Origin of the sequence: Sphingomonas sp. 7/4-4, from assembly GCF_027941955.1 — a bacterium.
Classification (GTDB): Bacteria; Pseudomonadota; Alphaproteobacteria; order Sphingomonadales; family Sphingomonadaceae; genus Sphingomonas.
In genome coordinates this window covers 4026999-4050180 of the sequence record NZ_CP115960.1, presented here as the reverse complement: position 1 = coordinate 4050180, position 23182 = coordinate 4026999, and the positions used below count along the sequence as shown (strand labels likewise).

The 23182-nt window shown below is 67.0% G+C and carries 24 protein-coding genes and 2 pseudogenes; 16 read left to right on the top strand and 10 right to left on the bottom strand.

Annotation, left to right across the window (positions count from 1 at the left end):
- The first annotated feature begins 41 nt into the window (after positions 1–41).
- The 3 genes from PIB19_RS20685 (at position 42) to PIB19_RS20675 (ending at position 1535) form a co-directional block, all read left to right on the top strand.
- Complete coding sequence (locus tag PIB19_RS20685) at positions 42–527, top strand: GAF domain-containing protein (protein WP_271238847.1); 486 nt, start codon at positions 42–44, stop codon at positions 525–527.
- Positions 528–640: 113 nt separating this feature from the next.
- The gene (locus PIB19_RS20680) at positions 641–1345 is read left to right on the top strand and encodes an RcnB family protein (protein ID WP_271238846.1); all 705 of its coding nucleotides are present in this window, start codon (positions 641–643) and stop codon (positions 1343–1345) included.
- Positions 1296–1535 (top strand): hypothetical protein, encoded by a 240-nt coding sequence (locus PIB19_RS20675; protein WP_271238845.1) that lies wholly within the window; start codon positions 1296–1298, stop codon positions 1533–1535. Before PIB19_RS20680 ends, PIB19_RS20675 begins: the two co-directional genes overlap by 50 nt.
- Before the next feature lie 184 nt (positions 1536–1719).
- Here the strand turns inward: PIB19_RS20675 and PIB19_RS20670 are convergent, their stop codons facing one another.
- Positions 1720–3009 carry a M28 family metallopeptidase gene (locus PIB19_RS20670; RefSeq protein ID WP_271238844.1) on the bottom strand — a complete coding sequence of 430 codons (1290 nt, stop codon included), beginning with the start codon at positions 3007–3009 and terminating at the stop codon, positions 1720–1722.
- A gap of 43 nt (positions 3010–3052) precedes the next feature.
- On the opposite strand from PIB19_RS20670, the gene PIB19_RS20665 reads away from it, so the two are divergent.
- The gene (locus PIB19_RS20665; protein WP_271238843.1) at positions 3053–3571 is read left to right on the top strand and encodes a hypothetical protein; all 519 of its coding nucleotides are present in this window, start codon (positions 3053–3055) and stop codon (positions 3569–3571) included.
- Here PIB19_RS20665 and PIB19_RS20660 read toward each other — a convergent pair.
- Complete coding sequence (locus PIB19_RS20660; RefSeq protein WP_056611588.1) at positions 3525–3980, bottom strand: universal stress protein; 456 nt, start codon at positions 3978–3980, stop codon at positions 3525–3527. The two genes, PIB19_RS20665 and PIB19_RS20660, sit on opposite strands and share 47 nt — an antisense overlap.
- A 172-nt stretch (positions 3981–4152) precedes the next feature.
- Here PIB19_RS20660 and PIB19_RS20655 point away from each other — a divergent pair.
- The 7 genes and pseudogenes from PIB19_RS20655 to PIB19_RS20625 all read left to right on the top strand — a co-directional run bounded on the left by PIB19_RS20655 (position 4153) and on the right by PIB19_RS20625 (position 9635).
- Positions 4153–5452 (top strand): annotated as a pseudogene (locus PIB19_RS20655) (pyruvate dehydrogenase complex dihydrolipoamide acetyltransferase).
- 27 nt (positions 5453–5479) lie between these two features.
- Complete coding sequence (locus tag PIB19_RS20650) at positions 5480–5752, top strand: hypothetical protein (RefSeq protein WP_271238842.1); 273 nt, start codon at positions 5480–5482, stop codon at positions 5750–5752.
- Positions 5745–6143 carry an acyl-CoA thioesterase gene (locus tag PIB19_RS20645; RefSeq protein WP_271238841.1) on the top strand — a complete coding sequence of 133 codons (399 nt, stop codon included), beginning with the start codon at positions 5745–5747 and terminating at the stop codon, positions 6141–6143. The genes PIB19_RS20650 and PIB19_RS20645 overlap by 8 nt, the downstream gene beginning before the upstream one ends.
- 40 nt (positions 6144–6183) lie before the next feature.
- Positions 6184–7580: pseudogene (lpdA, locus tag PIB19_RS20640) on the top strand (dihydrolipoyl dehydrogenase).
- 249 nt (positions 7581–7829) lie between these two features.
- Positions 7830–8507, top strand: a complete 678-nt coding sequence (locus PIB19_RS20635; protein WP_056611575.1) for an RBBP9/YdeN family alpha/beta hydrolase — start codon at positions 7830–7832, stop codon at positions 8505–8507.
- Between the two features lie 242 nt (positions 8508–8749).
- Complete coding sequence (locus PIB19_RS20630; RefSeq protein ID WP_271238840.1) at positions 8750–9136, top strand: MerC domain-containing protein; 387 nt, start codon at positions 8750–8752, stop codon at positions 9134–9136.
- Between the two features lie 40 nt (positions 9137–9176).
- A complete protein-coding gene (locus PIB19_RS20625; RefSeq protein ID WP_271238839.1) occupies positions 9177–9635 on the top strand; it encodes a Fur family transcriptional regulator in 459 nt (152 codons plus the stop codon).
- A 42-nt stretch (positions 9636–9677) separates the two neighbouring features.
- Here PIB19_RS20625 and PIB19_RS20620 read toward each other — a convergent pair whose 3' ends face one another.
- The 3 genes from PIB19_RS20620 to PIB19_RS20610 all read right to left on the bottom strand — a co-directional run bounded on the left by PIB19_RS20620 (position 9678) and on the right by PIB19_RS20610 (position 11397).
- The gene (locus PIB19_RS20620) at positions 9678–10601 is read right to left on the bottom strand and encodes a DUF808 domain-containing protein (RefSeq protein WP_271238838.1); all 924 of its coding nucleotides are present in this window, start codon (positions 10599–10601) and stop codon (positions 9678–9680) included.
- A gap of 114 nt (positions 10602–10715) precedes the next feature.
- Positions 10716–11132: a hypothetical protein gene (locus PIB19_RS20615; RefSeq protein ID WP_271238837.1), complete on the bottom strand. Its 417-nt coding sequence runs from the start codon at positions 11130–11132 to the stop codon at positions 10716–10718.
- Positions 11133–11181: 49 nt separating this feature from the next.
- Positions 11182–11397: a hypothetical protein gene (locus PIB19_RS20610; RefSeq protein WP_271238836.1), complete on the bottom strand. Its 216-nt coding sequence runs from the start codon at positions 11395–11397 to the stop codon at positions 11182–11184.
- Positions 11398–11544: 147 nt separating this feature from the next.
- Between PIB19_RS20610 and PIB19_RS20605 the strand changes: the two genes are divergently transcribed.
- From PIB19_RS20605 to PIB19_RS20590, 5 genes are all read left to right on the top strand, one after another.
- A complete protein-coding gene (locus PIB19_RS20605; RefSeq protein ID WP_271241048.1) occupies positions 11545–12267 on the top strand; it encodes a response regulator transcription factor in 723 nt (240 codons plus the stop codon).
- Positions 12264–12428 (top strand): hypothetical protein, encoded by a 165-nt coding sequence (locus tag PIB19_RS23300; protein ID WP_336297211.1) that lies wholly within the window; start codon positions 12264–12266, stop codon positions 12426–12428. Before PIB19_RS20605 ends, PIB19_RS23300 begins: the two co-directional genes overlap by 4 nt.
- A 147-nt stretch (positions 12429–12575) precedes the next feature.
- Positions 12576–13574: an ATP-binding protein gene (locus PIB19_RS20600; RefSeq protein WP_336297210.1), complete on the top strand. Its 999-nt coding sequence runs from the start codon at positions 12576–12578 to the stop codon at positions 13572–13574.
- Between the two features lie 116 nt (positions 13575–13690).
- Entirely contained in the window at positions 13691–14380 is a 690-nt protein-coding gene (locus PIB19_RS20595; protein ID WP_271238835.1) for a carbonic anhydrase, read from the top strand.
- Positions 14377–15906, top strand: coding sequence for a SulP family inorganic anion transporter (locus tag PIB19_RS20590; RefSeq protein WP_271238834.1), 1530 nt, complete (start codon positions 14377–14379; stop codon positions 15904–15906). The genes PIB19_RS20595 and PIB19_RS20590 overlap by 4 nt, the downstream gene beginning before the upstream one ends.
- Here the strand turns inward: PIB19_RS20590 and PIB19_RS20585 are convergent, their stop codons facing one another.
- From PIB19_RS20585 to PIB19_RS20565, 5 genes are read right to left on the bottom strand one after another with little or no spacing between them, the layout of a single operon-like run.
- Positions 15907–16782 (bottom strand): rhamnogalacturonan acetylesterase, encoded by an 876-nt coding sequence (locus PIB19_RS20585; protein ID WP_271238833.1) that lies wholly within the window; start codon positions 16780–16782, stop codon positions 15907–15909.
- Positions 16779–17531 (bottom strand): SDR family NAD(P)-dependent oxidoreductase, encoded by a 753-nt coding sequence (locus PIB19_RS20580; protein ID WP_271238832.1) that lies wholly within the window; start codon positions 17529–17531, stop codon positions 16779–16781. The genes PIB19_RS20585 and PIB19_RS20580 overlap by 4 nt, the downstream gene beginning before the upstream one ends.
- Before the next feature lie 13 nt (positions 17532–17544).
- The gene (locus PIB19_RS20575) at positions 17545–18804 is read right to left on the bottom strand and encodes an MFS transporter (protein ID WP_271238831.1); all 1260 of its coding nucleotides are present in this window, start codon (positions 18802–18804) and stop codon (positions 17545–17547) included.
- The gene (locus tag PIB19_RS20570) at positions 18801–20990 is read right to left on the bottom strand and encodes an alginate lyase family protein (RefSeq protein WP_271238830.1); all 2190 of its coding nucleotides are present in this window, start codon (positions 20988–20990) and stop codon (positions 18801–18803) included. Before PIB19_RS20570 ends, PIB19_RS20575 begins: the two co-directional genes overlap by 4 nt.
- Positions 20987–23182, bottom strand: a complete 2196-nt coding sequence (locus tag PIB19_RS20565; RefSeq protein WP_271238829.1) for a polysaccharide lyase 6 family protein — start codon at positions 23180–23182, stop codon at positions 20987–20989. The genes PIB19_RS20570 and PIB19_RS20565 overlap by 4 nt, the downstream gene beginning before the upstream one ends.

Below are 23182 nucleotides of genomic sequence, written 5' to 3'. Positions count from 1 at the left end.
GGTCCCCTCCCCTCCGGGGGAGGAATGGCTACATACCTCCCATGTTCACCTTCGACATCGCCGCCGGCTCCAAATCCGAACTCTATCGCGACCTCGCCGCCGCGCTCGACTCGCTCACTGCCGACGAGCCCGACGCGATCGCCAACATGGCCAATGTCTCGGCGCTGATCGGGCAATATCTCCCCGACCTCAATTGGTCCGGCTTCTACCGGAATGTCGGCGGCGAGCTCGTGCTCGGGCCGTTCCAGGGTAAGGCCGCGTGCATCCGAATCCCGTTCGGCAAGGGCGTGTGCGGCGCCGCGGCGGCGACGCGCGAGACCCAGCTTGTCGAGGACGTCCACGCCTTTCCCGGGCACATCGCCTGCGATGCCGCCAGCCGTTCCGAGCTGGTGGTGCCGATCGTCCATCAGGGCGAGCTGCTCGGAGTGCTCGATCTCGACAGCCCGATCCCCGCACGCTTCGACTCGGGCGACGCCGCCGGGTGCGAGGCCCTGATGCGGATTCTCGCCCCAAGAATCTCGGGATGAAACGCTGCCCCGCATTGGGACAGGTTTGAGCCGCACCCGCGATTTCGTGCGCGCGCCGTAACGGTTACTCCTTTCGTAGAGCGGGCAGAGGGCACTCGCGCGAAGGAGTAAGCATGGTGCGCAGCACTTGGTTGGCAGCAGCGGTGATCGTCGGAGTCGCAGGGGCGACGCCCGCCGCCGCGCAGCGCGTCTGGCAAAACGACCGCTGGGTCGTGATGCCGCGAACTTCGGCACCCATGGTGATGCGCACCAATCCGCATCGCTGGACGATGCGCGACGGGCGCTGGGACGCGGGCTATCGCGCGCCGGGCGGCTGGAACTCGTATCGCCGGCTCCATCGCGGTGGCAGGCTGCCCGGCTATTGGATGGGCGGCGACTTCCGCGTCCACGACTATCTGAGCTTCGGCCTCGCTGCGCCTCCGCCGGGCTATTCGTGGGTGCGCTATTATGACGACGCCGTGCTGGTCGATCGCGACGGCAGCGTCTGGGATTCGCGCGACGGCATTTCGTGGGGCGGCGCAGTCGCCATGGCGAGCGCGGACGACGGCTATGCGCGCGCCGACAGCCGGACGGGCGCAGGCTATCCGCCGCCGCGGATCGAGCCGGTCGATCCCGACGATTATTATGACGACGGCGCCTATGACGACGGCCCTCCGCCGCCACCTTACGACATGCCGCCGCCGCCGCGCCGTCATGACGAACCCGGCCGTTATCATGGCCCATACCCAGGGGTATGCACCGCCGGTGGCTCCGCCGCCGGTGGTGCAGATGGCCCCGCCCTGCGCGCAGGCCTGTGGCGGCTGGCAGGGCGGCTATAACGGCACGGCGTGGCAGAACGGCGCCTGGGTCGGCAACTACGGCGCGGGGACGACCGTCGTGGTCATTCCCGGCGCAGTGACCACGACCACCACCGTCACCGAATATGTCGAACGCGTAGCAACCAGGAGCTACCGCCGCGCGCCGACCAAGCGTCTGTGGCGCAAGGTACGGCCGCGCTGCGGCTGCTGAGTCAGGGCCAAGGCGTATCGCCATTCGACTTTCCCCTCCCTGCAAGGGAGGGGTCAGGAGTGGGTAAGAAAAGGTCGGGCTCGATGCCCGGCCCTTTCTTTGTCGATGCAGCCCGATGGGCTCCTTCGGTCGCACCCACCCCAGCCCCTCCCTTGCAGGGAGGGGAGCCAGCTTGGGCCCAGTCCTAGCGCCGGGCGCGGCCGCCGAAGGTCACCAGGCTTTCGGAGCCGTCGGCGGCCAGCGCCGAGACACCGACGAAATGGTCGTCGACGATCACGCCCTTGAGGACCGTCTCGCTGCCGGCGACGTCGACATGCTGCTGCCAGTCCTGCGCGTCGGCGCGGCGCCAATGGACGCGATAGCGTGACGCGCCCGGCACCGGCTCCCATTTGACCGACGTATCGCTCGCCAGCGCGCCGCCGATCGTCACGTTTGCCGGCGCCGCGGGCGCACTGGCGAGCCGGCGGATCGTCGCGACGTTGATCGCCGTCACCTTGGCGAGATAGCCGAAGTCCATCCGGTCGACGGTGTCGCCATAGATACGGCCGTTCTCGGTGCGCAAATCCTGATGCTGCGCGTCGTAATTCTCGACACCCACGGTGAAGCGCACCGCCGGATAGCCGAGCTTGAGGAACGGGGTGTGGTCCCCGCCGCGGCCGAACCGGTCCGGCCGGCGCACCAATACGACGTCCAGCCCGCCCGGCAGCTTGCCCGCCACGCCATCCGCCGCCTTGGCCAGTGCGCGGGAAGGGCCGTCGTCCTCGCCGCCATCGGCGCGCCGGGCGACCTGCTCGTCGAGCGACTCGACCTGGCGGATGCCTTCGGAGAAGAGCCGCACCCGATCCGCTACCCGCGTGCCGCTTTGCCCGATCGTATTGCCGACGATGTCGTTGTTGAGCACCGCGCTGACCGTCCAGCCGCGCTCCTTCGCGGTCTCGGCGAGCAATTGCCCGCCGAACAGCCCCTGCTCCTCGCCCGACAATGCGGCATAGACGATCGTCGCGTCGAACTTCTCCTTCGACAGGATCCGCGCGGCCTCGAGCACCAAGGCGACGCCCGAGGCATCGTCATTGGCACCGGGCGCATCCGAAGTGGCGTTCATCGGATCGCTGACGCGGCTGTCGATATGCCCCATCACGATGACGACACGTTTCGCGTTCCTGCCCGGCTGGAAGCCGAGCACGTCGACCACCTCGACGCCGTTCGGCGCGCGATCGTTGGTGAAGGTCCGCGCGAGATTCGCCGTCTCGATGCAGCCGCCGCACCCTTCGCCGATCCGCGAAAGCTCGGTCGCGAACCACCGCCGCGCCGCGCCGATGCCGCGTGTGGGGTGATCGGGCGAGGATAGCGTGTGCCGCGTGCCGAAGCCGACCAGCTTCTCGACGTCCGCCTTCAAGCGCGCGGGGCTGGGCTGGGTCTGCGCCGCAGCAGGGGCGGCAAGGAGAAAGGCTGGCAAGACAGCGAGGATACGCATCGGGGCTCTCTTCTATAGCCTTCTCCGCTTTCGCGGGAGAAGGTTGGGTGAGGTCTTCTTCTTCAATCCGCGTCTGCGGCAAGCGACGATCGAAGCCCATGGCCAGCGCTGCGGCAATAGCCGTCAACAGCACCGCGGGGATGCCAATGAAGAATGGGAGGAGACCTATCGACAGCGCCGCAGCCGTCCAGTGCGCATCCAGCGCCGCGCGCTCGGCCGCCTGGAAGGCGCCGAAATAGAAATAGAGCGAAGCGATCAGCGCGGCGACGAAGATCGTGACCGCACTGCGGGTCCGCGCGCGCTTGTTGGCGATCGCGCAGATGAGCGCCACGACCAGAAAAGGTGCGAGGAGGAGAAGGAGGCCGATCAGAGTCATCCCGGCCCATTCGATATGTTCGCTAACGGCGCCCATCAGCGAGCGTTGGCCGATCGTGATGCGGGCGAAGAGATCGGAACCGGTCACCGCGACAAAGGACACGAGCGAAGCGATCAGGAGAAAGGTCCGCGACCGCACCTCAGCTCAACCGGTCGATCGCCGCGACATCGAGCGAGCCCGGAATGATCATCACCGGCACACTCAGCGTTCCCGCATCCGCGCCGGTGAAGTGCGACACCAAAGTCCCCGGCGGCCCGCTCGCCGCCGCTCCGAGCACGAGCGCCGCGATGTCGCCGTTCGCCGCGATCATCTCGCGCACCACCTTGGCGCCGTCGCCCTCGCGCACGGTGATCGAAGGCTTGATGCCCGATTCGGTGAACAAGGCCCCGGCCGCGCGCGTCACCAGCGCCTCGGCGCGCTCGCGGCCTTCTTCCTCGATCGTCGCCATCACGCCGCCCCACTGGACGAATTCCTGCGGCGGAGTAAGCGCGAGAATCTCGACATTGCCGCCGGTCTTCACGGCGCGGCGCGCGGCGAAGCGCAATGCGATCTCGGATTCGGGACTTTCGTCGATCACCACCAGATAGGTGCGCATGATGCCTTCCCTGCCGCGCTTCGCGGTCACCCTTTCAAGCGCCTCGCGCGTTGAGGCTTTCCTTCAGGTGCCGTGCGATTGCGTCCTGCGCAAGCCCAAGGTCTTGACCGATGCGGTGGCGGCGGCAAAGGGAGGGCGAGCCTTACCCCAGGGACCAACGACGGGAACCTCCATGTCGATCGAAATCAAGATGCCTGCGCTTTCCCCACGATGGAGGAGGGCACTCTCGCCAAATGGCTGGTGAAGGAAGGCGACACGGTGAAGTCCGGCGACCTCCTTGCGGAGATCGAGACCGACAAGGCGACGATGGAGTTCGAAGCCGTCGATGAAGGCGTGATCGGCAAGATCACCGTTCCCGAGGGCACCGACAATGTGAAGGTCGGCACCGTGATCGCCGTGATGGCCGGCGAAGGTGGCGAGGTTTCCGCGCCCGCGACTCCGGCCCCCGCGCCTGCCGCCAAGGCGGAAGCCGCGCCTGAGCCGACTCCGCTCCGGCGCCTGCCGCAGCTCCGGCGCCTGCCCCCGCCAAGGCCAATGGCGCCGCGCAGGACGGCAGCCGCGTCAAGGCGAGCCCGCTGGCCAAGCGCATCGCCGCCGAGAAGGGCGTCGACCTCGCCTCGCTGAGCGGTTCGGGCCCCAATGGCCGCATCGTCAAGGCCGACCTGGAGGGCGCCAAGCCCGGTGCCGCGCCGGCTGCCCAGCCCGCCGCTGCCGCCGCGACCTCGCCTGCGCCGGCTGCCGCCGCGCCGGCCGAGCACAAGCCGGTCTGGTTCGACGACAGCATTCCGCACGAGGAAGAGAAGCTCTCCAACATCCGCAAGACGATCGCCCGGCGCCTCACCGAATCGAAGCAGACCGTCCCGCACATCTATCTCACGGTCGATATCCGCCTCGATGCGCTGCTCAAGCTGCGCGCCGATCTCAACAAGTCGCTCGAGGCGCGCGGCGTCAAGCTTTCGGTCAACGATCTGCTGATCAAGGCGCTCGGCGTCGCGCTGATCCAGACGCCCAAGTGCAACGTCACCTACACCGGCGACAAATTGATCAAGTACAGCCGCGCCGACGTCTCGGTCGCGGTCTCGACCCCGACCGGGCTGATCACGCCGATCATCCGCGACGCGGCGGGAATCAGCGTATCGGCGATCTCGACCCAGATGAAGGATCTCGCGAGTCGCGCCAAGGAAGGCAAATTGAAGCCCGAGGAATATCAGGGCGGCACCGCCTCGATCTCCAACATGGGCATGTTCGGGATCACGCAGTTCGATGCAGTGATCAATCCGCCGCAGGGCATGATCATGGCGATCGGCGCGGGCGAGAAGCGTCCGTACATCATCGACGACGCGCTCGGCATCGCCACGGTGATGAGCGCGACCGGCAGCTTCGATCACCGCGCGATCGACGGGGCCGACGGCGCCGAATTGATGAAGACATTCAAGGCGCTGGTCGAATCGCCGCTGGGCATGATCGCCTGAGGCGGCTGCGATGCGCCCCTCATCAAGGTGTTCCGTGTCGCCTTCGGCTTTGACGTCGCCGAGGACAGGCGCGTGCGCGTCGTCATCGAGGTCGTGCACATCTTCATCGGGCTGGTCGCCGCCGCGCTGATCGGATGGGCGTCCGCCTGGTCGTATCCGCGCGCGACCGATGACATCTGGCTCGTCGCTTTTGCCTGCATGGCCGCGGTGGTGCTGATGGGCATCGGACCGGTGCGGCGCGCTTATTACGACGACCCCGCCGATCTGACCCGCAAATCGAAGGACGTCGCCCATGGCTGAAGGCCCACCCGACCGCCAGCCGGCGATTCGAGTCACCACCATGCCCGCCGACGCCAATCCCTATGGCGACATCTTCGGCGGCTGGCTGATGAGCCAGATGGACATGGCGGCCGGCCTCGTCGCCTCGCGCCACTCGCACGGCCGTGCGGTGACGATCGCGGTCGAGGGCATGAAGTTCCACGCCCCCGTTGCGGTTGGCGACGAGGTCTCGGTCTTCGCCGAGCTGGTCAAGGTCGGCCGCACCTCGATGACGATCGACGTCGCCGCCTGGCGCCGGGCGCGCCATGCCGAGGAAAGCTGCCTCGTGACGCAGGCGCAGTTCGTCTTCGTCGCGATCGACGAGCACCGCAAGCCGCGCCCGGTCGAGGCGCCCGCTGTAACCGGCTCCTGAACACCCTATCTCGCCAACGATCCAAGCAAGGCGCACGCACATGGCTGAATCCTACGACCTCATCGTCCTCGGCTCGGGACCCGGCGGCTATGTCGCCGCGATCCGCGGCGCGCAGCTGGGGCTCAAGACCGCGATCATCGAGCGCGAATTGCTGGGCGGCATCTGCCTCAACTGGGGCTGTATCCCCACCAAGGCTTTGCTCCGCTCGGCCGAGATCTATCACTACATGCAGCACGCCAAGGATTACGGGCTGGCTGCGGAGAAGATCAGCGCGGACATCGAGGCCGTGGTCAAGCGCTCGCGCGGCGTGGCGAAGCAGCTCAACCAGGGCGTCACGCACCTGATGAAGAAGAACAAGATCGCCGTGCATTTCGGCGAGGGCAAGCTGACCGGCAAGGGCAAGCTCTCCGTCACTAAGGACGGCAAGACCGAAGAACTGACCGCGAAGAACATCATCCTCGCCACCGGCGCGCGCGCCCGCGACCTCCCCAATCTTCCCGCCGACGGCAAGCGCGTGTGGACCTATCGCCACGCAATGACGCCGCCCGAAATGCCGAAGAAGCTCCTCGTTATCGGCTCGGGCGCGATCGGCATCGAATTTGCTAGCTTCTACAACGACATGGGCGCCGAAGTGACCGTAGTCGAGATGCTCGACCGCATCGTCCCCGTCGAAGACGCCGACGTCTCCACCTTCCTCGAAAAAGCCCTCAAAAAGCAGGGCATGAACATCCTCACCAGCGCAAAGATCGAGAAGATCGAAGCCGGCGCAAATGGCGTGAAGGCGTCGATCAAGGATAAGGACGGCAAGGCGGTCAACGGCGAATACAGCCACGTCATCGTTGCGATCGGCATCGTGCCGAACACCGAGAATATCGGCCTCAAGGAATTGGGCGTCGCGATGGACGACCGTGGCTTCCTCAAGACCGATCCGGCTTGCAAGACCAATGTCGACGGCCTCTATGCCATCGGTGACATCACCGCGCCGCCCTGGCTCGCGCACAAGGCCAGCCACGAGGGCGTGATCGCCGTCGAGGCGATCGCCGGCAAGCATCCGCATGCGATGGACCCGCGCAACATCCCGGGCTGCACCTATTGCCACCCGCAGATCGCCAGCGTCGGCCTGACCGAGGCTAAGGCCAAGGAAGCGGGCTATGAGGTCAAGGTCGGCAATTTCCCTTCATCGGCAACGGCAAGGCGATCGCACTCGGCGAGGCCGAGGGCTTCGTGAAGACGGTGTTCGACGCAAAGACCGGCGAGCTGCTCGGCGCGCACATGATCGGCGCCGAAGTGACCGAGCTGATCCAGGGCTATACGATCGGCAAGACGCTCGAGACCACCGAGGCCGAGCTGATGGAAACCGTCTTCCCGCACCCGACGCTCAGCGAGATGATGCACGAGAGCGTCCTCGGCGCCTACGGACGCGCGCTGCATATCTGAGTCGCAGTGACAGCAACGGCCTTCTTCGTTCCCCTTCCGCTTGCGGGAGGGGTCGGGGAAGGGGCCGCGATCGGTGCTGGCCGCTTCAGGCATTCCTCTCCTAACCCCTCCCGCAAGCGGAAGGGGAACGCAGAGATGCGACCGCTCGGATCATCGCAAACGCACAGCATTCCGGCGCAGTCGCTATTGCCCACTAAATTGATAGGATATATATCGGCGGTCCGGCCTCCCTCCACATGGAGTGGATTTATGTCCATCTTTTCGCCTCTCGACGAGACTTCGCCGATCATTCTCACCGTCCCTGGGCTCGGCGGCTCGGGGCCTTCGCACTGGCAGACCCTGTGGGAGCAATCGCGCCCCGACACGCACCGGGTCGAGCTGGGCATGTGGAATTCGCCGCACCGCAACACCTGGGTGACCAAGCTCGACCAGGCGATTCGCCAGGCCCAGGCGCCCGTCGTGCTCGCCGCGCACAGCCTCGGCTGCCTTGCGGTCGCATGGTGGGCCGAACTGGCCGGCCAGCCCTTCGGCTGGCCCGTCGCAGGCGCATTGCTGGTCGCCCCGGCCGATGTCGATCGGGACGATGTGCGTCCCGAGCTCGCGGCCTTCCAGCCGACCCCTGTAAAGCCCCTTCCCTTCCCCTCGATCGTGGTGGCGAGCAGCGACGATCCCTGGATCGCGGCGGACAAGGCCCGCGCGCTCGCCGGCGGCTGGGGCAGTTTCTTCGTCGACGCGGGCCCGCAGGGGCACCTCAACGCCGCCAGCGGCATCGGCTGGTGGGAAGAAGGGCAGAGCCTGCTCGATCGCGTGCTCGACGCCGCATCGGATCGTACCGGCAAGGTGCGTTCGGCCAACGACGCCCGCTCGTTGCTGGCAGTGAGCGCGACCGAAGCCGCACAGGCGCATTATTACGGGCAGCACGCATGATCCGTTTCCCGCCAACCCGACTATCGTTCACACCGGCGCAGGCCGGGGTGGAAAACGCCGCGCATTACCTTACATAGGTGAATAGCGGGCGTGGCCGGGTGACGTGCCCTAGAGCGTCACCCGGCCTACCCGCACCGCCGCGAGGCCCGTTCCCGTCCGTCCGCCGACCGCTCATCGCGGCATGCAACGACCCGCCGCATGATATGTTGTACCTTTACCTGTTCGGGCCTATATGACGGTCCATGCCGGTGAGTCTCCCGCTATCCCGCTATTGGGGCGGTATCGACGCAAGCTTCGATCGCATCGCGATCGGGCTCAGCGGCCTGTGCCTCGTGCACTGCGTCGCGACGACCGTGCTGTTGACGGTTCTTTCGTCGGCCGGCGCGCTGGTCCATCCCGCGATCCACGAGATCGGCCTCACCCTTGCGATCGGTTTCGGCATCATCGCCCTCGGCAAGGGCATCCTCGCGCACGGCTATATGGCCCCGGCCCTGGTCGGCGCGTTCGGCATCGGCATCATGGCGGGCGCGCTGTCGCTCCCGCATGGCGGGTTCGAGATCTTCTGGACGTTGATCGGCGTGAGCCTCGTCGCACTCGGCCACGACCTCAACCGCCGCGCAACCTACTGAGCCAGCTTGCCGCGGAGCCCCGGCTCCCTAAATCCATATTATGCACGCGCACGATCATAACGAGCATCACGGCAGCGAGCTGACGCGCGTCGCCCAGACCACGCTCGAAAAATCGGGCGAGCAATGGACGGCGATGCGCGAGCGCGTATTCGAGGCGCTGGCCGGGTTCGAAAAGCCCGCTTCTGCCTATGACATCGCCGAAGCGGTCTCGAAGGCCGAGGGCCGCCGCGTCGCCGCCAACAGCGTCTATCGCATCCTCGACCTGTTCGTCGGCTCGAATCTCGCGCGGCGAGTCGAAAGCGCGAATGCCTATATGGCGAACACGCATCCCGATTGTCTGCACGACTGCATCTTCCTCGTATGCGACAATTGCGGCCAGACCACGCATATCGACGACGACACGATCACCAAAACAGTCCGCGCCGCGGCCAAGGGCGCTGGTTTCCAACCCGAGCGCCCGGTGATCGAAGTCCGCGGCAAATGTGCCGACTGCGAGTAGGTTGAGGGGCTGACCTCTCAACCTTGAACGGGTTCCCCGACTCTAGTGCCGGATCTTGTGCAGGCCGAATGCGAGCACGCCGCCGACCAACAGACCGAACAGGCCCGAGGCGATCGCCCTGACGAGCCATCCCGCGATGCCGCCAAGGCTTCCCGTAGCGTGCATCGCCACCTCGGCCGCGTGGTGGATCGTACCGGCGGGCTCGTGGACGCCGAGCCCCTCGAGCCCGTGGACGAGGATCCCGCCGCCGACCCAGATCATCGCGGCGGTCCCCACGATCGACACGAAATCCATCAGCGCCGGCATCGCCTTGACCAGCCCCCGGCCGATGGCGCGGGTCGCCGCGCTGCGGCGCTCGGCGAGATGCAGTCCGATATCGTCCATCTTCACGATCAGCCCGACCACGCCATAGACGCCGATCGTGATGCCGATGCCGACGATCGCGAGGACGACGCCCTGGGTGAAAATCGGTGATTCCGCCACATCGGCCAGCGCAATCGCCATGATCTCCGCCGACAGGATGAGATCGGTGCGGATCGCGCCCTTTACCTTCGATTGCTCGAGCTCGGCGGCATCCATCGGCGCAGTCTCGACTTCCGCGTGCGATTCCCCGCTCAATGCCTCGAGCACTTTCTCGGCGCCTTCGAAGCACAGGAACGCGCCGCCCAGCATCAGCAGCGGCGTGATCGCCCAGGGCGCAAAGGCGCTCAGCACCAATGCAGCGGGCAACAGGATCAGCAGCTTGTTGCGCAGCGACCCCGCTGCGATCTTGGCGATGATCGGCAACTCGCGCTGGGGCGACAGGCCGATGACGTAGCGCGGCGTCACCGCCGTATCGTCGACCACCACGCCGATCGCCTTCCCTCCGGCCTTGCCCGCGGCCGCGCCGACATCGTCGAGCGAGGCGGCGGCGAGCTTGGTGATGCCGGCAATGTCGTCCAGCAGCGCTACAAGTCCGGAAGGCATGGAGTTTCCCTGTCAGGCGAAGATCGACTGGTCTCCTCCAGCAATTCGCGCACGCGCTCAAGCCGCATTTTTCGCGCCGCCGAGGGAGGTCCGCAATCCTCCGCGGCGGTGGCGTTACGAGGTCAGACCGCCTTGGCAGACACCGTCATAGCTGCCCGCCGCGCCGCTGATGCGGATAGCCCCTGTCGCGCGGTCGATGCGGACCTTGGGCCTGTTCATCAGGTCGACTGCCGTAGCGGCGGTGAGCGTTCGCTCGCTCAGCTTCAAATCGCCGAGCTTGAACCAGCCGTCACCGCCCGCTGGCAGCATAGCTTGCGGCAAGCGGATCCGGCCCTGTTCGCCTGCGATCCGAATCGCGACCCGGTCGCGAAAGGCTTCGCGGCGCCGCTCGTGCATCGTCGGCCATGCGCTGTTGCCGCTGTTCTCGGCACCATAGACCGTCTCGGTATCGACCTTGTTCGCCGCGCCGCCGCCGACGCAGGTGAGTTCGAGCGGCGTCGCCGTCTGGGCGAGCAGCAGGGCAAAGAGCATCTGGGTTCCTTCCTGCCGCTGGGCAGGTCACGAGGATGGGTAAGCTGTCTCAGCGGCCCGTCGTCTTGCTCGCGAGACCTTCGACGGGTGCGGGGCAGCGGAGGATTGCCGGATGATTGCCGATCTTTCCGGCGGGGGTGTGGACCTGCTGGACCTTGCAGCCCGCCTTCAATCCCACCGATACTTCGTGGCTGCGATACTGGACCGGCTTCGGCGCGGCGTCGGTTTCCGCGAAGGTGATCATCGCCAGGGCTGCAAGCAACATTCGTCGTCTCCTCTAAACATCGTGTCGAGGATTCATCTAGGGGGCGTATTGCTCCCGCTTCGCGCGAACGTAAGGAAACGTTGCTGAGGGTGTCATGCTGCAGTGCAAGGGTTGTTCATGCGCGCCGAGCCCCTAGTTTCCGGAATGATGCTTCATCAGTCCGTTGTCCCGCCGTCGATCATCCTGGTCGAAGACGATCCGCCGCTGCGCACGCTCACGGCGCGCGCGCTGCAGGAGCATGGCTATCGGGTGCGTCCGGTGGCGACCGCGGCCGAGATGTGGGCGGCGTTCGATGCGTCGCCGGTCGATCTCGTCATCCTCGACATCATGCTTCCCGGAACCAGCGGCATCGACCTGTGCCGGATGCTCCGCGAGCGCAGCCGCGTGCCGATCATCTTCATCTCGGCCAAGGCGAGCGAGACCGACCGCGTGATCGGGCTAGAGCTGGGCGCGGACGATTATCTGGCCAAGCCGTTCGGCACGCGCGAGCTGATCGCGCGCGTCCGCGCCGTGCTCCGCCGCGGCAACGAACCCTCGCCGTCGCACCAGGTGCAGGGGCGGCTGCAATTCGACGGCTGGACGGTCAGCCTGCCCCGCCGCGAGCTCAAATCGCCGGGCGGCGCGATCGTCGAGCTGACCGGGGCCGAGTTCGACCTGCTGGTCAGCCTGTGCGACAATGCCGGACGCGTGATTGCGCGCGAACGGCTGATCGAGCTTTCGCGCATGCGGCTGGGAGACAGCTCGGATCGCAGCGTCGACGTATTGATCAGCCGCCTGCGCCGAAAATTGTCCGACGCGCACGGCAAGGCGCCGATCGTCACGGTGCGCGGCGTCGGATACATGCTGAACGTGGCGGTGACCCGCGATTGAAGCGTTTGCTGCGCCCTTCGCTCGGGCTGATGGGGCGCGTCTTCGCGATCCTGCTGCTCGCCATCCTGATCGAGTTCGGCGCCAGCACCTTTATTATGAGCGCGCGAGCCAGCTCTCGGTGCGCGACGACGAGGCGCGCAGGCTCGCCGAGCATCTGGTGATCGCCCGGAAGCTGCTGGCGGAGGAGCCCCCAAGGCCGCGCCGCGCTGGCCGCGGACCTTACGACCAGCCGCTACGAAGTCCGCTGGAGCACGACGCTGCCGACCCGGCTGCGGATCGCGCCGAACCTCGATCGCATCCACAAGCAGGTGGTCGAGTGGGAGCCGAGCCTCGCCGGTGCCAATCCGCACCTGCGGCTGGTGGGCAACGGCCGCAAAGCGGTGATCGAGGGCAGCGTCATGCTGCCCGACGGGAGCAAGATGCAGTTCGCCACGCGCGAGCCGGTGCACGAATTGAGTTTCTCGTTCGACCGCATCCTGCTCGGACTCGCGCCCGCGGTGCTGATCATCCTGATCGGCGGCGTGCTGGTGCGCAGGACCCTGCTGCCGATGCGCCAGCTCGCCCAGGCCGCCGAGCGCGTCGGCAGCGACGAGCCCGAGGAATTGGCCGAGGCGGGCCCGCGCGAGCTGCGCCGCGTCATCCGCGCGTTCAATCGCATGCAGGCCCGCATCCACCGGCTGATCGAGGACCGCACCCAGGCGCTCGCCGCGGTCGGCCACGACATGCGCACGCCACTCGCGCGGCTGCGGCTGCGCGCCGACGCGGTCGAGGATGCCGAGACCCACAAGGCGATCCAGTCCGACATCTCCGAAATGGAAGCGATGATCGGATCGCTGCTCGCCTATCTGAGCGGCGAGGACGAGGCCGAGCCGCGCGTCCCGGTCGATCTCGCCGCGCTCTGCCAGACGGTTGCCGACGACGCGCGCGATCGCGGCGGCGACGTGCGCTATAACGGCCCCGACCATCTCGAACGCGCCGTCCGGCCGGGCGCTCTCAAGCGGGCATTGGTCAATCTCGTCGAGAACGGCGTGCATCATGCCGAGCATGTGTCGATCGTCCTGCGGGGCACCGAAACCGAGATCGTGCTGCGCGTCCAGGATGACGGCCCCGGCATTCCCGCCGAATCGATCGAGACGGTGATGCAGCCCTTCGTCCGCCTCGATCAGGCGCGGACGCGGGACACGCTGGGTCTCGGGCTCGGCCTCTCGATCGTCGCCCGCGCAATCGAGGCCGAAGGCGGCACCTTCACTTTACGCAACCGCAACAGCGGCGGGTTGAGCGCAGAAATCCGCCTGCCGCTCACCTGAAACGGCCGGCCGCCGGGCAACAATTCCTTACAAGAACGCTGCGCCGCAGCAAAACGCGGTCCCTAACTCCTCTCCTGACGCTCGCCGTAGTGCGAGCTGGCAAGGAGTACGGAATCGTGAACGAATTGATGGGACGCGTGCTGAGCTTCGCAAAGCAGGTCTTTCCGAACCAAAGCGACCTCTACTCCCGACTGGCATCCGACGGGCAGAGCCCCAAGGCGCTGATGATCTCCTGCGCGGATTCGCGCGTGGTGCCCGAGCAGATCATGCAGGCGGGGCCCGGCGACCTGTTCGTGTGCCGCAACGCGGGCAACATCGTGCCGCCCTACGCGACCCAGAATGGCGGCGTCTCCTCTACCGTCGAATATGCCGTCGAGGCGTTGGGCGTGCACGACATCATCGTCTGCGGCCATTCGGACTGCGGCGCGATGAAGGCGCTGATGAACCCCGAGATGCTCGAGAACATGCCCAATGTCGCGGCGTGGCTGCGGCATAGCCAGGCGGCCAAGAGCGTGGTGGAGCGCGGCTATCCCGGGGTGGAGAATGGCGAGCGTGTGCGCGCGGCCAGCCTCGAGAACATCAATGTGCAGATCGCCCATCTGCGCACGCATCCCTCGGTCGCAGCGGCGATCGCGCGGGGTGAAGTCGCGCTGCACGGCTGGTTCTTCGATATCGCTTATGGCCAGGTGCTGGCGCTCGACGGCGTGAGCAACCAGTTCATGCCGATCCGCGAGGATGCGCCGCTGCCGGTGGCGCTGCCCGCCTCGCCGCGCGTGGCCGCCGAGCGGCTGGAGGCGGCGGAATGAACACCGCCACCGCCCCTCTCGACGCCGCGGCGCCCGAGGAAAAGGCCCGCTGGAACGTCCGGGACCTAACCGCCTCGATCGTCGTCTTCCTCGTGGCGATGCCGCTCTGCATGGGCATCGCCATCGCCTCGGGCGTGCCGCCCGAAAAGGGCCTGATCACCGGCATCATCGGCGGCCTCGTCGTCGGTGCGCTCGCCGGATCGCCGCTGCAGGTCAGCGGCCCGGCCGCCGGTCTCGCGGTCATCGTGTTCGAGCTCGTCCGCGACCAGGGTCTCTCGGCACTCGGCCCGATCCTGATGCTCGCCGGGCTGATCCAGGTCGTCGCCGGGGTGTTCCGCCTCGGCGGCTGGTTCCGCGCGATCTCGCCGGCCGTCGTCCACGGCATGCTCGCCGGTATCGGCGTGCTGATCGTGATCGGCCAGTTTCACGTATTGTTCGATTCGAAGCCGCTGCCCAGCGGCCTCGAGAATCTCGCGGCGATGCCCGGGCGCCTGCTCGGCCTGTCGCCCAACATGGCCGCGGCGGAAATCGCGCTTGCGCTCGCATTGGTGACGATCGGCGTCATGCTCGGCTGGGAGAAATGGCGACCGGCAGCGCTCAAGCTTGTCCCCGGCGCACTGATGGGCGTGATGGCGAGCACGTTGCTCGCGTTCGCGCTCGGCCTCGACGTCACCCGCGTGGTCGTGCCGGAGAATATCGCCGCGGCCATCGCATTGCCCGATGCAGGCGCCTTCTCGATCCTGCTCAACCCTTCGGTGATCGGCGCGGCCTTCGCCATCGCCTTCATCGCCAGCGCCGAGACCCTGCTCTCCGCGGCGGCGGTGGACCGCATGCACGACGGCGTCCGCACTAACTATAACAAGGAGCTCCGCGCACAGGGCGTGGGCAACCTGCTGTGCGGCGCCGCCGGCGCGCTGCCGATGACCGGCGTGATCGTCCGCAGCTCGGCCAACGTCCAGGCCGGTGCGACGACGCGGCTATCGACGATGCTCCACGGCGTGTGGATCCTCGGCTTCGTCGCATTGCTGCCCTGGCTGCTGCGCGAGATCCCGATGGCCGCGCTCGGCGCGGTGCTGGTCGTCACCGGCGCGCGGCTGGTGAACTTCAGCCATGCCAGGCATCTGCTGCGCGATTATGGCGTGCTGCCGGCGATGATCTGGGCAGTGACGCTCACGCTGGTGGTGGTCGAGGACCTGCTGACCGGCGTGCTGGTCGGTATCGCGCTGTCGATGATCGAGCTGATGCCGCACTTCCGGCGCCTGCGCCTGCGGATGGAGCAGAGCGAGGAAGCGGAAGGCCACACGCTGGCGCTGGACGGCGCGGCGACGTTCCTCGCGCTGCCCAAGCTGTCCGAGCGGCTCGACGGCCTGCCGCGCCAAGGGGCGGTCCGGATCGATTTCTCGCGCTGTTCGGCGATCGATCACACCTGCGCCGAGCTGCTCAAGGACTGGCTCCAGCGGCGCCGGGCCAGCGGCGGCAAGGTGGAAGTGTTCGGCGGCAGCGGCAGGATGGCCGAATTCGCCTGATCACCTCCTGATCACCCACTGCGGGCGGGCAGCTTCAGGAAGAAGCTGCCCGCTCAGTTCCGGCACGGCGATGGCGAGATCCTGCGCAACCAGCCGCGCGAAGAGATCGGCCCCCGCCTCTCCCACATGCGTATAGTCGAATTTGCGGATCACCGTGGCGCGCGGGCCCTGCGTGTCGGGCGGGGGCGGCAGATCGCTTTGAGGCGCCGGCTTGGGCGGCAAGGTGGTTCCCGACCGGGCAGCCTCCATCTCCTTCGGATCAGGCGGCTCCTGCGCCAGCTTCGTCGCGTCGACCGCGCCCAGCTTGCTTACGGCCGCGGCGCTGCGCGCGTTGAGATCGACCAGCGGCACCTTCATCTCCGCTGCTATCTTGCGCACTTCGTCCGACCATGAGGCGAGATTGTTGTCGAGCTTTCCGTCCCTGAATATCCGGCGGGTCAGCGGCGTGAGCAGCACCGGCACCGCGCCGGCTGCGCGCACTTCGGTAACGAAGCGGCGGAGATTGGCCGGGAATTCGGTCTTCTCGTCGGTCCAGCGCTCGGGCTTGCTCGACTGATCGTTGTGCGCGAACTGGATCAGGACATAGCGCGCGCGATATCCCGGGATCCGCGCCTCGGCGAGCGCGATGTCCCACGATCCCTCCGCCCGATAGCTGCGCGTGCTGCGGCCGCCGCGCCCGAGATTGAGGCATGCGACCGACGACTTCACATGGCCGCCGCAAAAGGCCGAGCCCCAGCCGCTATGTGGTGCCATCGTGGAATCGCCGATCAGGATGATCTTGTACGGCTCGAGGGGCGGCGCATCGGTCCGTGCGCGCTCCTGCGCATTCGCGGGCAGAGCGAACGCGCAGGCGAGACCGAGCAGCCCGCGGATCATGAGAAACCAAGCCCGCCGTTCACGTCGAGATTCACGCCTGTCAGGAAGCGCGCTTCGTCCGAGGCGAGATAGGCGATCGCGTCCGCCACTTCGTCGGGGTGGCCTTCGCGGCGCAGCGGCGTGTTGCCTGCCACCGCGGCGCGGCCCTCGGGCTTCGAGAAGATGTCGTGGAAGCTGGTGCCGATCAGCCCCGGGCACACGGCGTTGACGCGAATGCCTTCGGGCCCGAACTCCTTCGCCCAGGCGCGGGTCAGCGTCATCAGCGCGCCCTTCGACGTCGCATAGAGCGAAGCGCCGGGGCCGCCGCCGTCGCGTCCGGCCAGCGAGGAGACGTTCACGATGGCGCCGCCCTCGCCCATCAGCGGCTTCACTGCGCGCGTGACGAGGAACACCGACTTGAGATTGAGGTCCATGATCTGGTCGTAGAAGGCCTCGTCCATCTCCTCGAGCTTGCGGCGCGCGACCATGCCGCCGGCGAGGTTGACCAGCACGTCGATGCGATCGCCGAATTTCGTCTGCACGCCAGCGACGAGCGTCGCGACCTGATCCGCCTTGCTCACATCCGCCTGGAACACGGCGGCGGTGCCGCCCGCGGCTTCGATCTCGCGCGCCGTCGCTTCGGCGGACTCGCGGTCATTGCAATAGTTGATCGCGATCTTCACACCCTCCGCGGCGAGCCGCAGCGAAACCGACCGCCCGATATCGCGGCCGCCGCCGGTGACCAATGCGACCTTGTCCTTGAACTTCATTCTTCCATCCCTTTTACCCGCCCGGCGAGCGGAACCGGCGCGGTCCTCCTCCGAGCAACCATATTGCGAGCATCGACAGCGGCACGATCGCCGCCGCCAGCGCAAAGATCGATGCATAGCCGTGCCGTGTCATCACCGGCACGAGCCAGGTGGTGATCAGCGTCCCCGTGACTGCCGCGGTGCCGCTGAAGCCGGCGAGCGAGCCCGCGCCGCCGCTGCCGAAGAAATCGCTCGGCAGCGTCTGGATATTGTTGATCGCGACCTGGAAGCCGAACAGCACTGCGGCGATCAGCAGCACTGCATAAAGCGGGTCGGCCGCCTGAATGGTGAGCAGCAGCGCCGGGAGCATGATCGCACCGCCGAGCGTGATCACTGCCTTGCGCGCCTTGAGCACGCTCCAGCCCGATCGGATCAGCCGCCCCGCCAGCCAGCCGCCGAACAGGCTGCCGAACATCGCGCCGACGAACGGCACCCAGGCGAACAGCCCGATCTTCTGCACGTCGAACCCGAAGGTCTCGGCGAGGTAGATCGGCAGCCACGAGACGAACAGCCACCAGACCGGATCGAGGAAGAAGCGCGCGACGATGATCGACCAGCTCTGCTTGTGGCGGAGCAATTCGGCGAGCCGCGGCGGCGGGCCGGCGTCCGCGTGGCGCTGGCCGTCGCCGGCGATATGCGCGCGCTCGGCCTCGCTCAGCCAGGGATGCGCGCCGGGATCGCCGCGATAGAGCCAGAACCACGGCAGCAGCCAGAGCATGCCGAGCACGCCGACCAGCACGAAGGTCGCGCGCCAGCCGAACTGGCCGAACAGCAAGGCGACGAGCGGCGCCGCGATGATCGCGCCGATCGCCGCGCCCGAATTGAAGATGCCCTGCGCGAGCGCGCGCTCGGACGAGGGGAACCAGAGCGCGTTGACCTTGACCGCGCCGGGCCAGTTGCCCGCCTCGCTCACCCCGAGCGTGGCGCGGAGGATGCCGAAGCTGCCGATGCCGCGGGCAAGCGAATGCATCGCGATAGAGACCGACCAGACGAGGATCGAGACCGTGAACCCCAGCCGCGTGCCGATCACGTCGAACAGCCGCCCGAACAGGCTCTGCCCCGCGGCATAAGCGATCATGAAGATCGTCACGAGCAGCGCGTAATCGGCCTTGTCGGCGCCGATGTCCTTCGAGATCGCCGGCCACATCACCGCGAGCGCGTTACGGTCGATATAGTTGATCACCGTCGCCACCGCGACGAGGCCGATGATCCACCAGCGCAGGCCGTTCTTCATCGCGCCGCTCCCTGATCGAACCGCGCGAAATGGCCGGTCCATTCGATTACGCGGCCGTCGATCGTGGCACGGTGTCGCGCGGTCGCGTCGACGCTGTCGGCGATCGCCAGCACGATGCTGCGCCCGCCGATCAGATCGATGCGCACCAGATCGGCGTCCGCACCGCGCGTGTGGACGAGTTTCGCGATGGCGCTGCGGCTGTTGACCACTGTCTCCGCCGACGGGTCATAGGCGCCGTGCGGCTCGAGCAGGCCGACGAACGTGGCGTCCGCTGCGCCTGTGGCGCGCGCGATCAGCAGCGGCTCGCGGCGCAGGTTGAAGCGCGGATCATCGGCGCCGCTTTCGCCGAGGATCAGCTGCGCGCCCTTGGGCGGCAGCATGTGCCAGGTGTAGAAGCGCTTGCCGAGCATCCAGGTGAGGCTGGCCGCGTCGCCGTCAGGCGTGCCGGTCGCGTCGACCCAGATGTGCTGATAGCCGTTCGCCTTGCCGAGCACCGGCCGTTCGGCGGTGTTCGAGCGGTGCGGAAAGCCGATCTCGGTGATCTGGCCGCGATAATGGAGCGGCAGGTCCCAGGTCGCGGGCTTGTCGCCGGTCGCACGGAGCAGGTCGAGCACCAGCGGGCTCGCTTTGCCCATCGGCAGCGCGACCAGCGTGCGGCGGAAGCGGACGCCCGGATACGCGCCGTCCATCTCCGCGGTGCTGACCTGCGTCTTGGCGTCGCTCGCGAAATAGAGCTGCTTCGGCGCGAGCTTTTGCCCGTCGCGCCATTTGCCGGCGAAATGGCTGGTCTCGTTCATGACCAAGCTGTTGTGCGCGACGGTCTGCTTGGCCCAGCTCTCATTCTCGGGAAGGTAGCGGCCGCCGTCCTTAGCCTCGACATTGAGGAAACGGGCCGAGCCGTAATCGGTGATCACCGGCTCGCCGGCGTCGTAGAATATCCAGTTGAGCTTGTCGAAATGGCCATGGCCCATGCCCATCCCGCTGTTCTTGGCGACGAGCACCGATGCGTCGGGCTCGGGCCCCGAGCGCATCACGGCAATCGCGCCCTGCTCGCCGTTCGGTCCATCGCGGAACAATGCCGGGGCGAACGGGAATGGCTGCGCCTTGCCCGCCGCGAGATCGCGCGCGACTGCGAGGCCGCCGGGGGTCAGCGTCGTACGCCCCTGCTGCTCGGTGATCGACAGGAAGGCGGGATCCTTCGTCGCCGCATAACCGATCGCGACTGCCTGGTAGAGCTCGTCGGTCTTGAGGCTCTTGTCGGGCATCGCGTCGTTGAGCGGGAAGAAATATCCGCCATAGCTCAGCTGGATCGTCGTTCGGATCGCCTTCAAGAGCACCCCGTCGCGGCGGCGGAAGATGCCCTGCGCGGGATCGTTCGCGTCGATCGCCTGTGCAAGCAGCACGAAGGGCAGCAGGGCGTAACGCTGGTAATAAGGGCCTTCGGTGTAATAGCCGTCGGGCGAGAAGAGTTCGTCGACCTGGCGCAGGAAACCCGACTTGCCGGTGCCGTCGCGGCCCTTGAGCGCCATGTCGACCAGCCTGGGGTCGCGCAGCACATAACCGGTCATGCCGACGCCCGCGCACGCCCAGGTGGCGTGGTTGTGGATGCGGTCGAACATCTCGGGGCTGCCGGTCGACAGGAATGCCGCGGCACGGCGGAAGACGTCGTCGTCGATCGTCTTGCGGTCCGCCGCGCTCAGCGTGTCGCGGATCGCGTCATAGCCCTGTACCGAATAGACCAGCCAGACGCTGTCGTTGAGGCTCTGCCAGAACAGCCGCCCGACCGACTCGTTTGCCTTGGCCGGATGATCGCCGAGCGTCGGATAGAGCTTGGCATATGCGAGCAGCAACTGCCGCGCATAGTCGGCATAAGCGCGCTCGCCGGTGATCCGGTAGAGCAGCCCGGCGCCATACAGCGCCATGTAGTTCCTTTTGTGCTGCTCGTGCGTGTAGCCGCCGCCGGGATCCTTCGGCACCGGCACGTGGATCCCATCCTTTATCGCCGCGTCGACCGTCTCGCGCATCCGCGCCACTTCGGCGGCGAACAGCGGATAGCGGCCGCCTTCGCGCGCCATCGCGGCGAAGGCGGCGCCATCCGACAGGGCCGGCCGCGCTTCTTGCGCGTGCCCGGCCGTTGCGACCGTCAGGGTTGAGACTGCGGCAAGGAGCAGCAGGCGACGGATCATTGCGACACCCGGTTGTCGGCGAGCAGCGCCCGCGCTGGACCGGTGTAATGGAGTTCCTCGATCACTGGCGCCGGCGTCGCCGTGAAGCTGTTATGGGCGATCTCGGTGTGCGGCGAACCGACGCTGTGCGTGACGCGAATGCCGCCGCTGCGGACGAAGCGATTGCCGGTGATCGTGGTCTCCTGCACGCCGGAGAGCAGCACCGCGCCGCTATCGGCGATGCTGCTGTCGGTCATCGTGAATTGCGGGCCGTAGGTGCTTTCGTCGGTGCCGCCGCGGAACAGGTCAGCGATGGTGGCCACGCGTGCCATGTCGAGACCGTCGAAGACGACGCGTTCGGCATTGTAGAAACCCTCCTTCCCCTTTTCGGAATGGCCGGCGAGGACCGCCCCGGAGACATCGGCGATGCGGGTATCGACGATGCGAATGGTCTCGGCGAGCGTCGCAGGGACGGTCGCGATGACATCGAACCCGGGCGCACCCGCCATTTCGGCGAAGGCGCAATCCTCGATATCGACGGTATAATTGACCAGCATCGGCTTCGCGCTGGCGCGGATCACGGCGTTGCCCGGCTGGCGGGGTGCGGCGCTGCCGCTCAGCTTCAGATCGCGCAGCTGGAGGCTCGCGCCATCCTCGAGCTGGAACAAGGTCGGCGCCGAAAAGCGCAATGTCGCCGAATGCCCGCGCAGGGTGAGCGTGCGCCTCACCACCAGCGGCTCGGCGAGCAGGTACTGGGCTGGCCGGAGCTGGATGACATCCCCGTCGCGCGCGTTGGCGACTGCCGCGGCCAGCGCCGGGCCGGTCGCGACTTCGACCGTCGCCCCACTGCCGAACGCGACGCGGGTGCCGGCGGGCTTGGGATACCAGGCGACGCCCGTCGCCTCGCGCGCGATCGGCTGCAGATCGCGCGGCGCACCGGCCGTGGCGCCAACCGGATAGAGCAGGCCGTTCGCGGCGCGTTCGAGCTTCACTTCGCGGCGCTCTACGACAACGCCTTCGACCTTGGGATCCGCCGAGGCGACATTGCCGACGAAGGCGATGCCGGCGAGGCTGGCTTCGGCGCGGAACGGGCTCTTGCCGTCGCGATTGACGATCAAATTGTCCGCAAAGCGCGTCGATTGCGGTGCCTGCGAGCGTTCGTCGCTTGCCCCCGCGCCGAGCGTGATCCGCGCGGCATCGATGATCGTGTTACGTTCGATCACCGCGCCTCTGACCGGAAGGTAGCGGTTGATCGGCGAGTTGGGGACGCCGTTCATCACGGTGATCGCGCTGGTGAAATCGACTCCGCCCAGCCCTTCCATGTAATTGTCGCGTACGATCTGGCGCTCGTTGATCACGCGCACCCCGCCGGTATGCGGCAGGCCCTGCCCCAGGAAGACGTTGCGCTCGACCAGATTGCCGTTGCCGTGGCGCAGCACGACCGAGCCTTGCGAAGCGAGGAAGAGGTTGCGGCGGATCACGTTGCCGCCCGATTTGACCGAGACGATCTCGACCTCACCGTCGCAGCGCTCGAAGACATTGTCCTCGACGATCGAGTGCGAATCGCTCATCGATTCGGTGCTGGTCCCGATGCGGATCGTCTCGCCGCCGTTCGAGCCGAGCACCGGGCGGTGCCCGAAATAATTATGGTCGAGCGTGACGCGGTTATCGAGCGGCATTTTGCCTTCGCGCACCACCACCAGCATCGCGCCGGCATTGGCCTTGCCTTCGAAATGCGAGTGATCGACGCGGATGTTGCGCCCATAGAGCGCGACCCAATGATCCTCGAAACGCCGATCCGGATTGCTGAAGCTGTCGATCATGATCCCGGTCAGCCGCAGATTCTCGGACCAGCGCTTGCCGACCCGGGTGGCGATCACTTCGTCTCCGGAAGCGAACCCGTTACGGAAAACGAGGTTCGATACGACGAGATGCGTGCCGCCGACCGCGAGGCTGGAGCGCCCGGTGAGGATCACCTTGCCGGGATGCTGCGCGGTCAGCGTGATCGGACTTGTCGCCGTCCCCTCCCCAACCAGCTTTATTGCGAAGTCGCGCCACTCGCCGTCCGCGAGCACGATCGTATCGCCGGGCTCGAGCGACGCCGCCGCGGCCGCGAACCCGGCCTGGTCGCGGACCAGCACGTCACGGGCCGCGGCCGGCAATGCCGCCACAAAGGCGAGCAATGCCATCGGCGCGAAGGCGGTTTTCAGCAT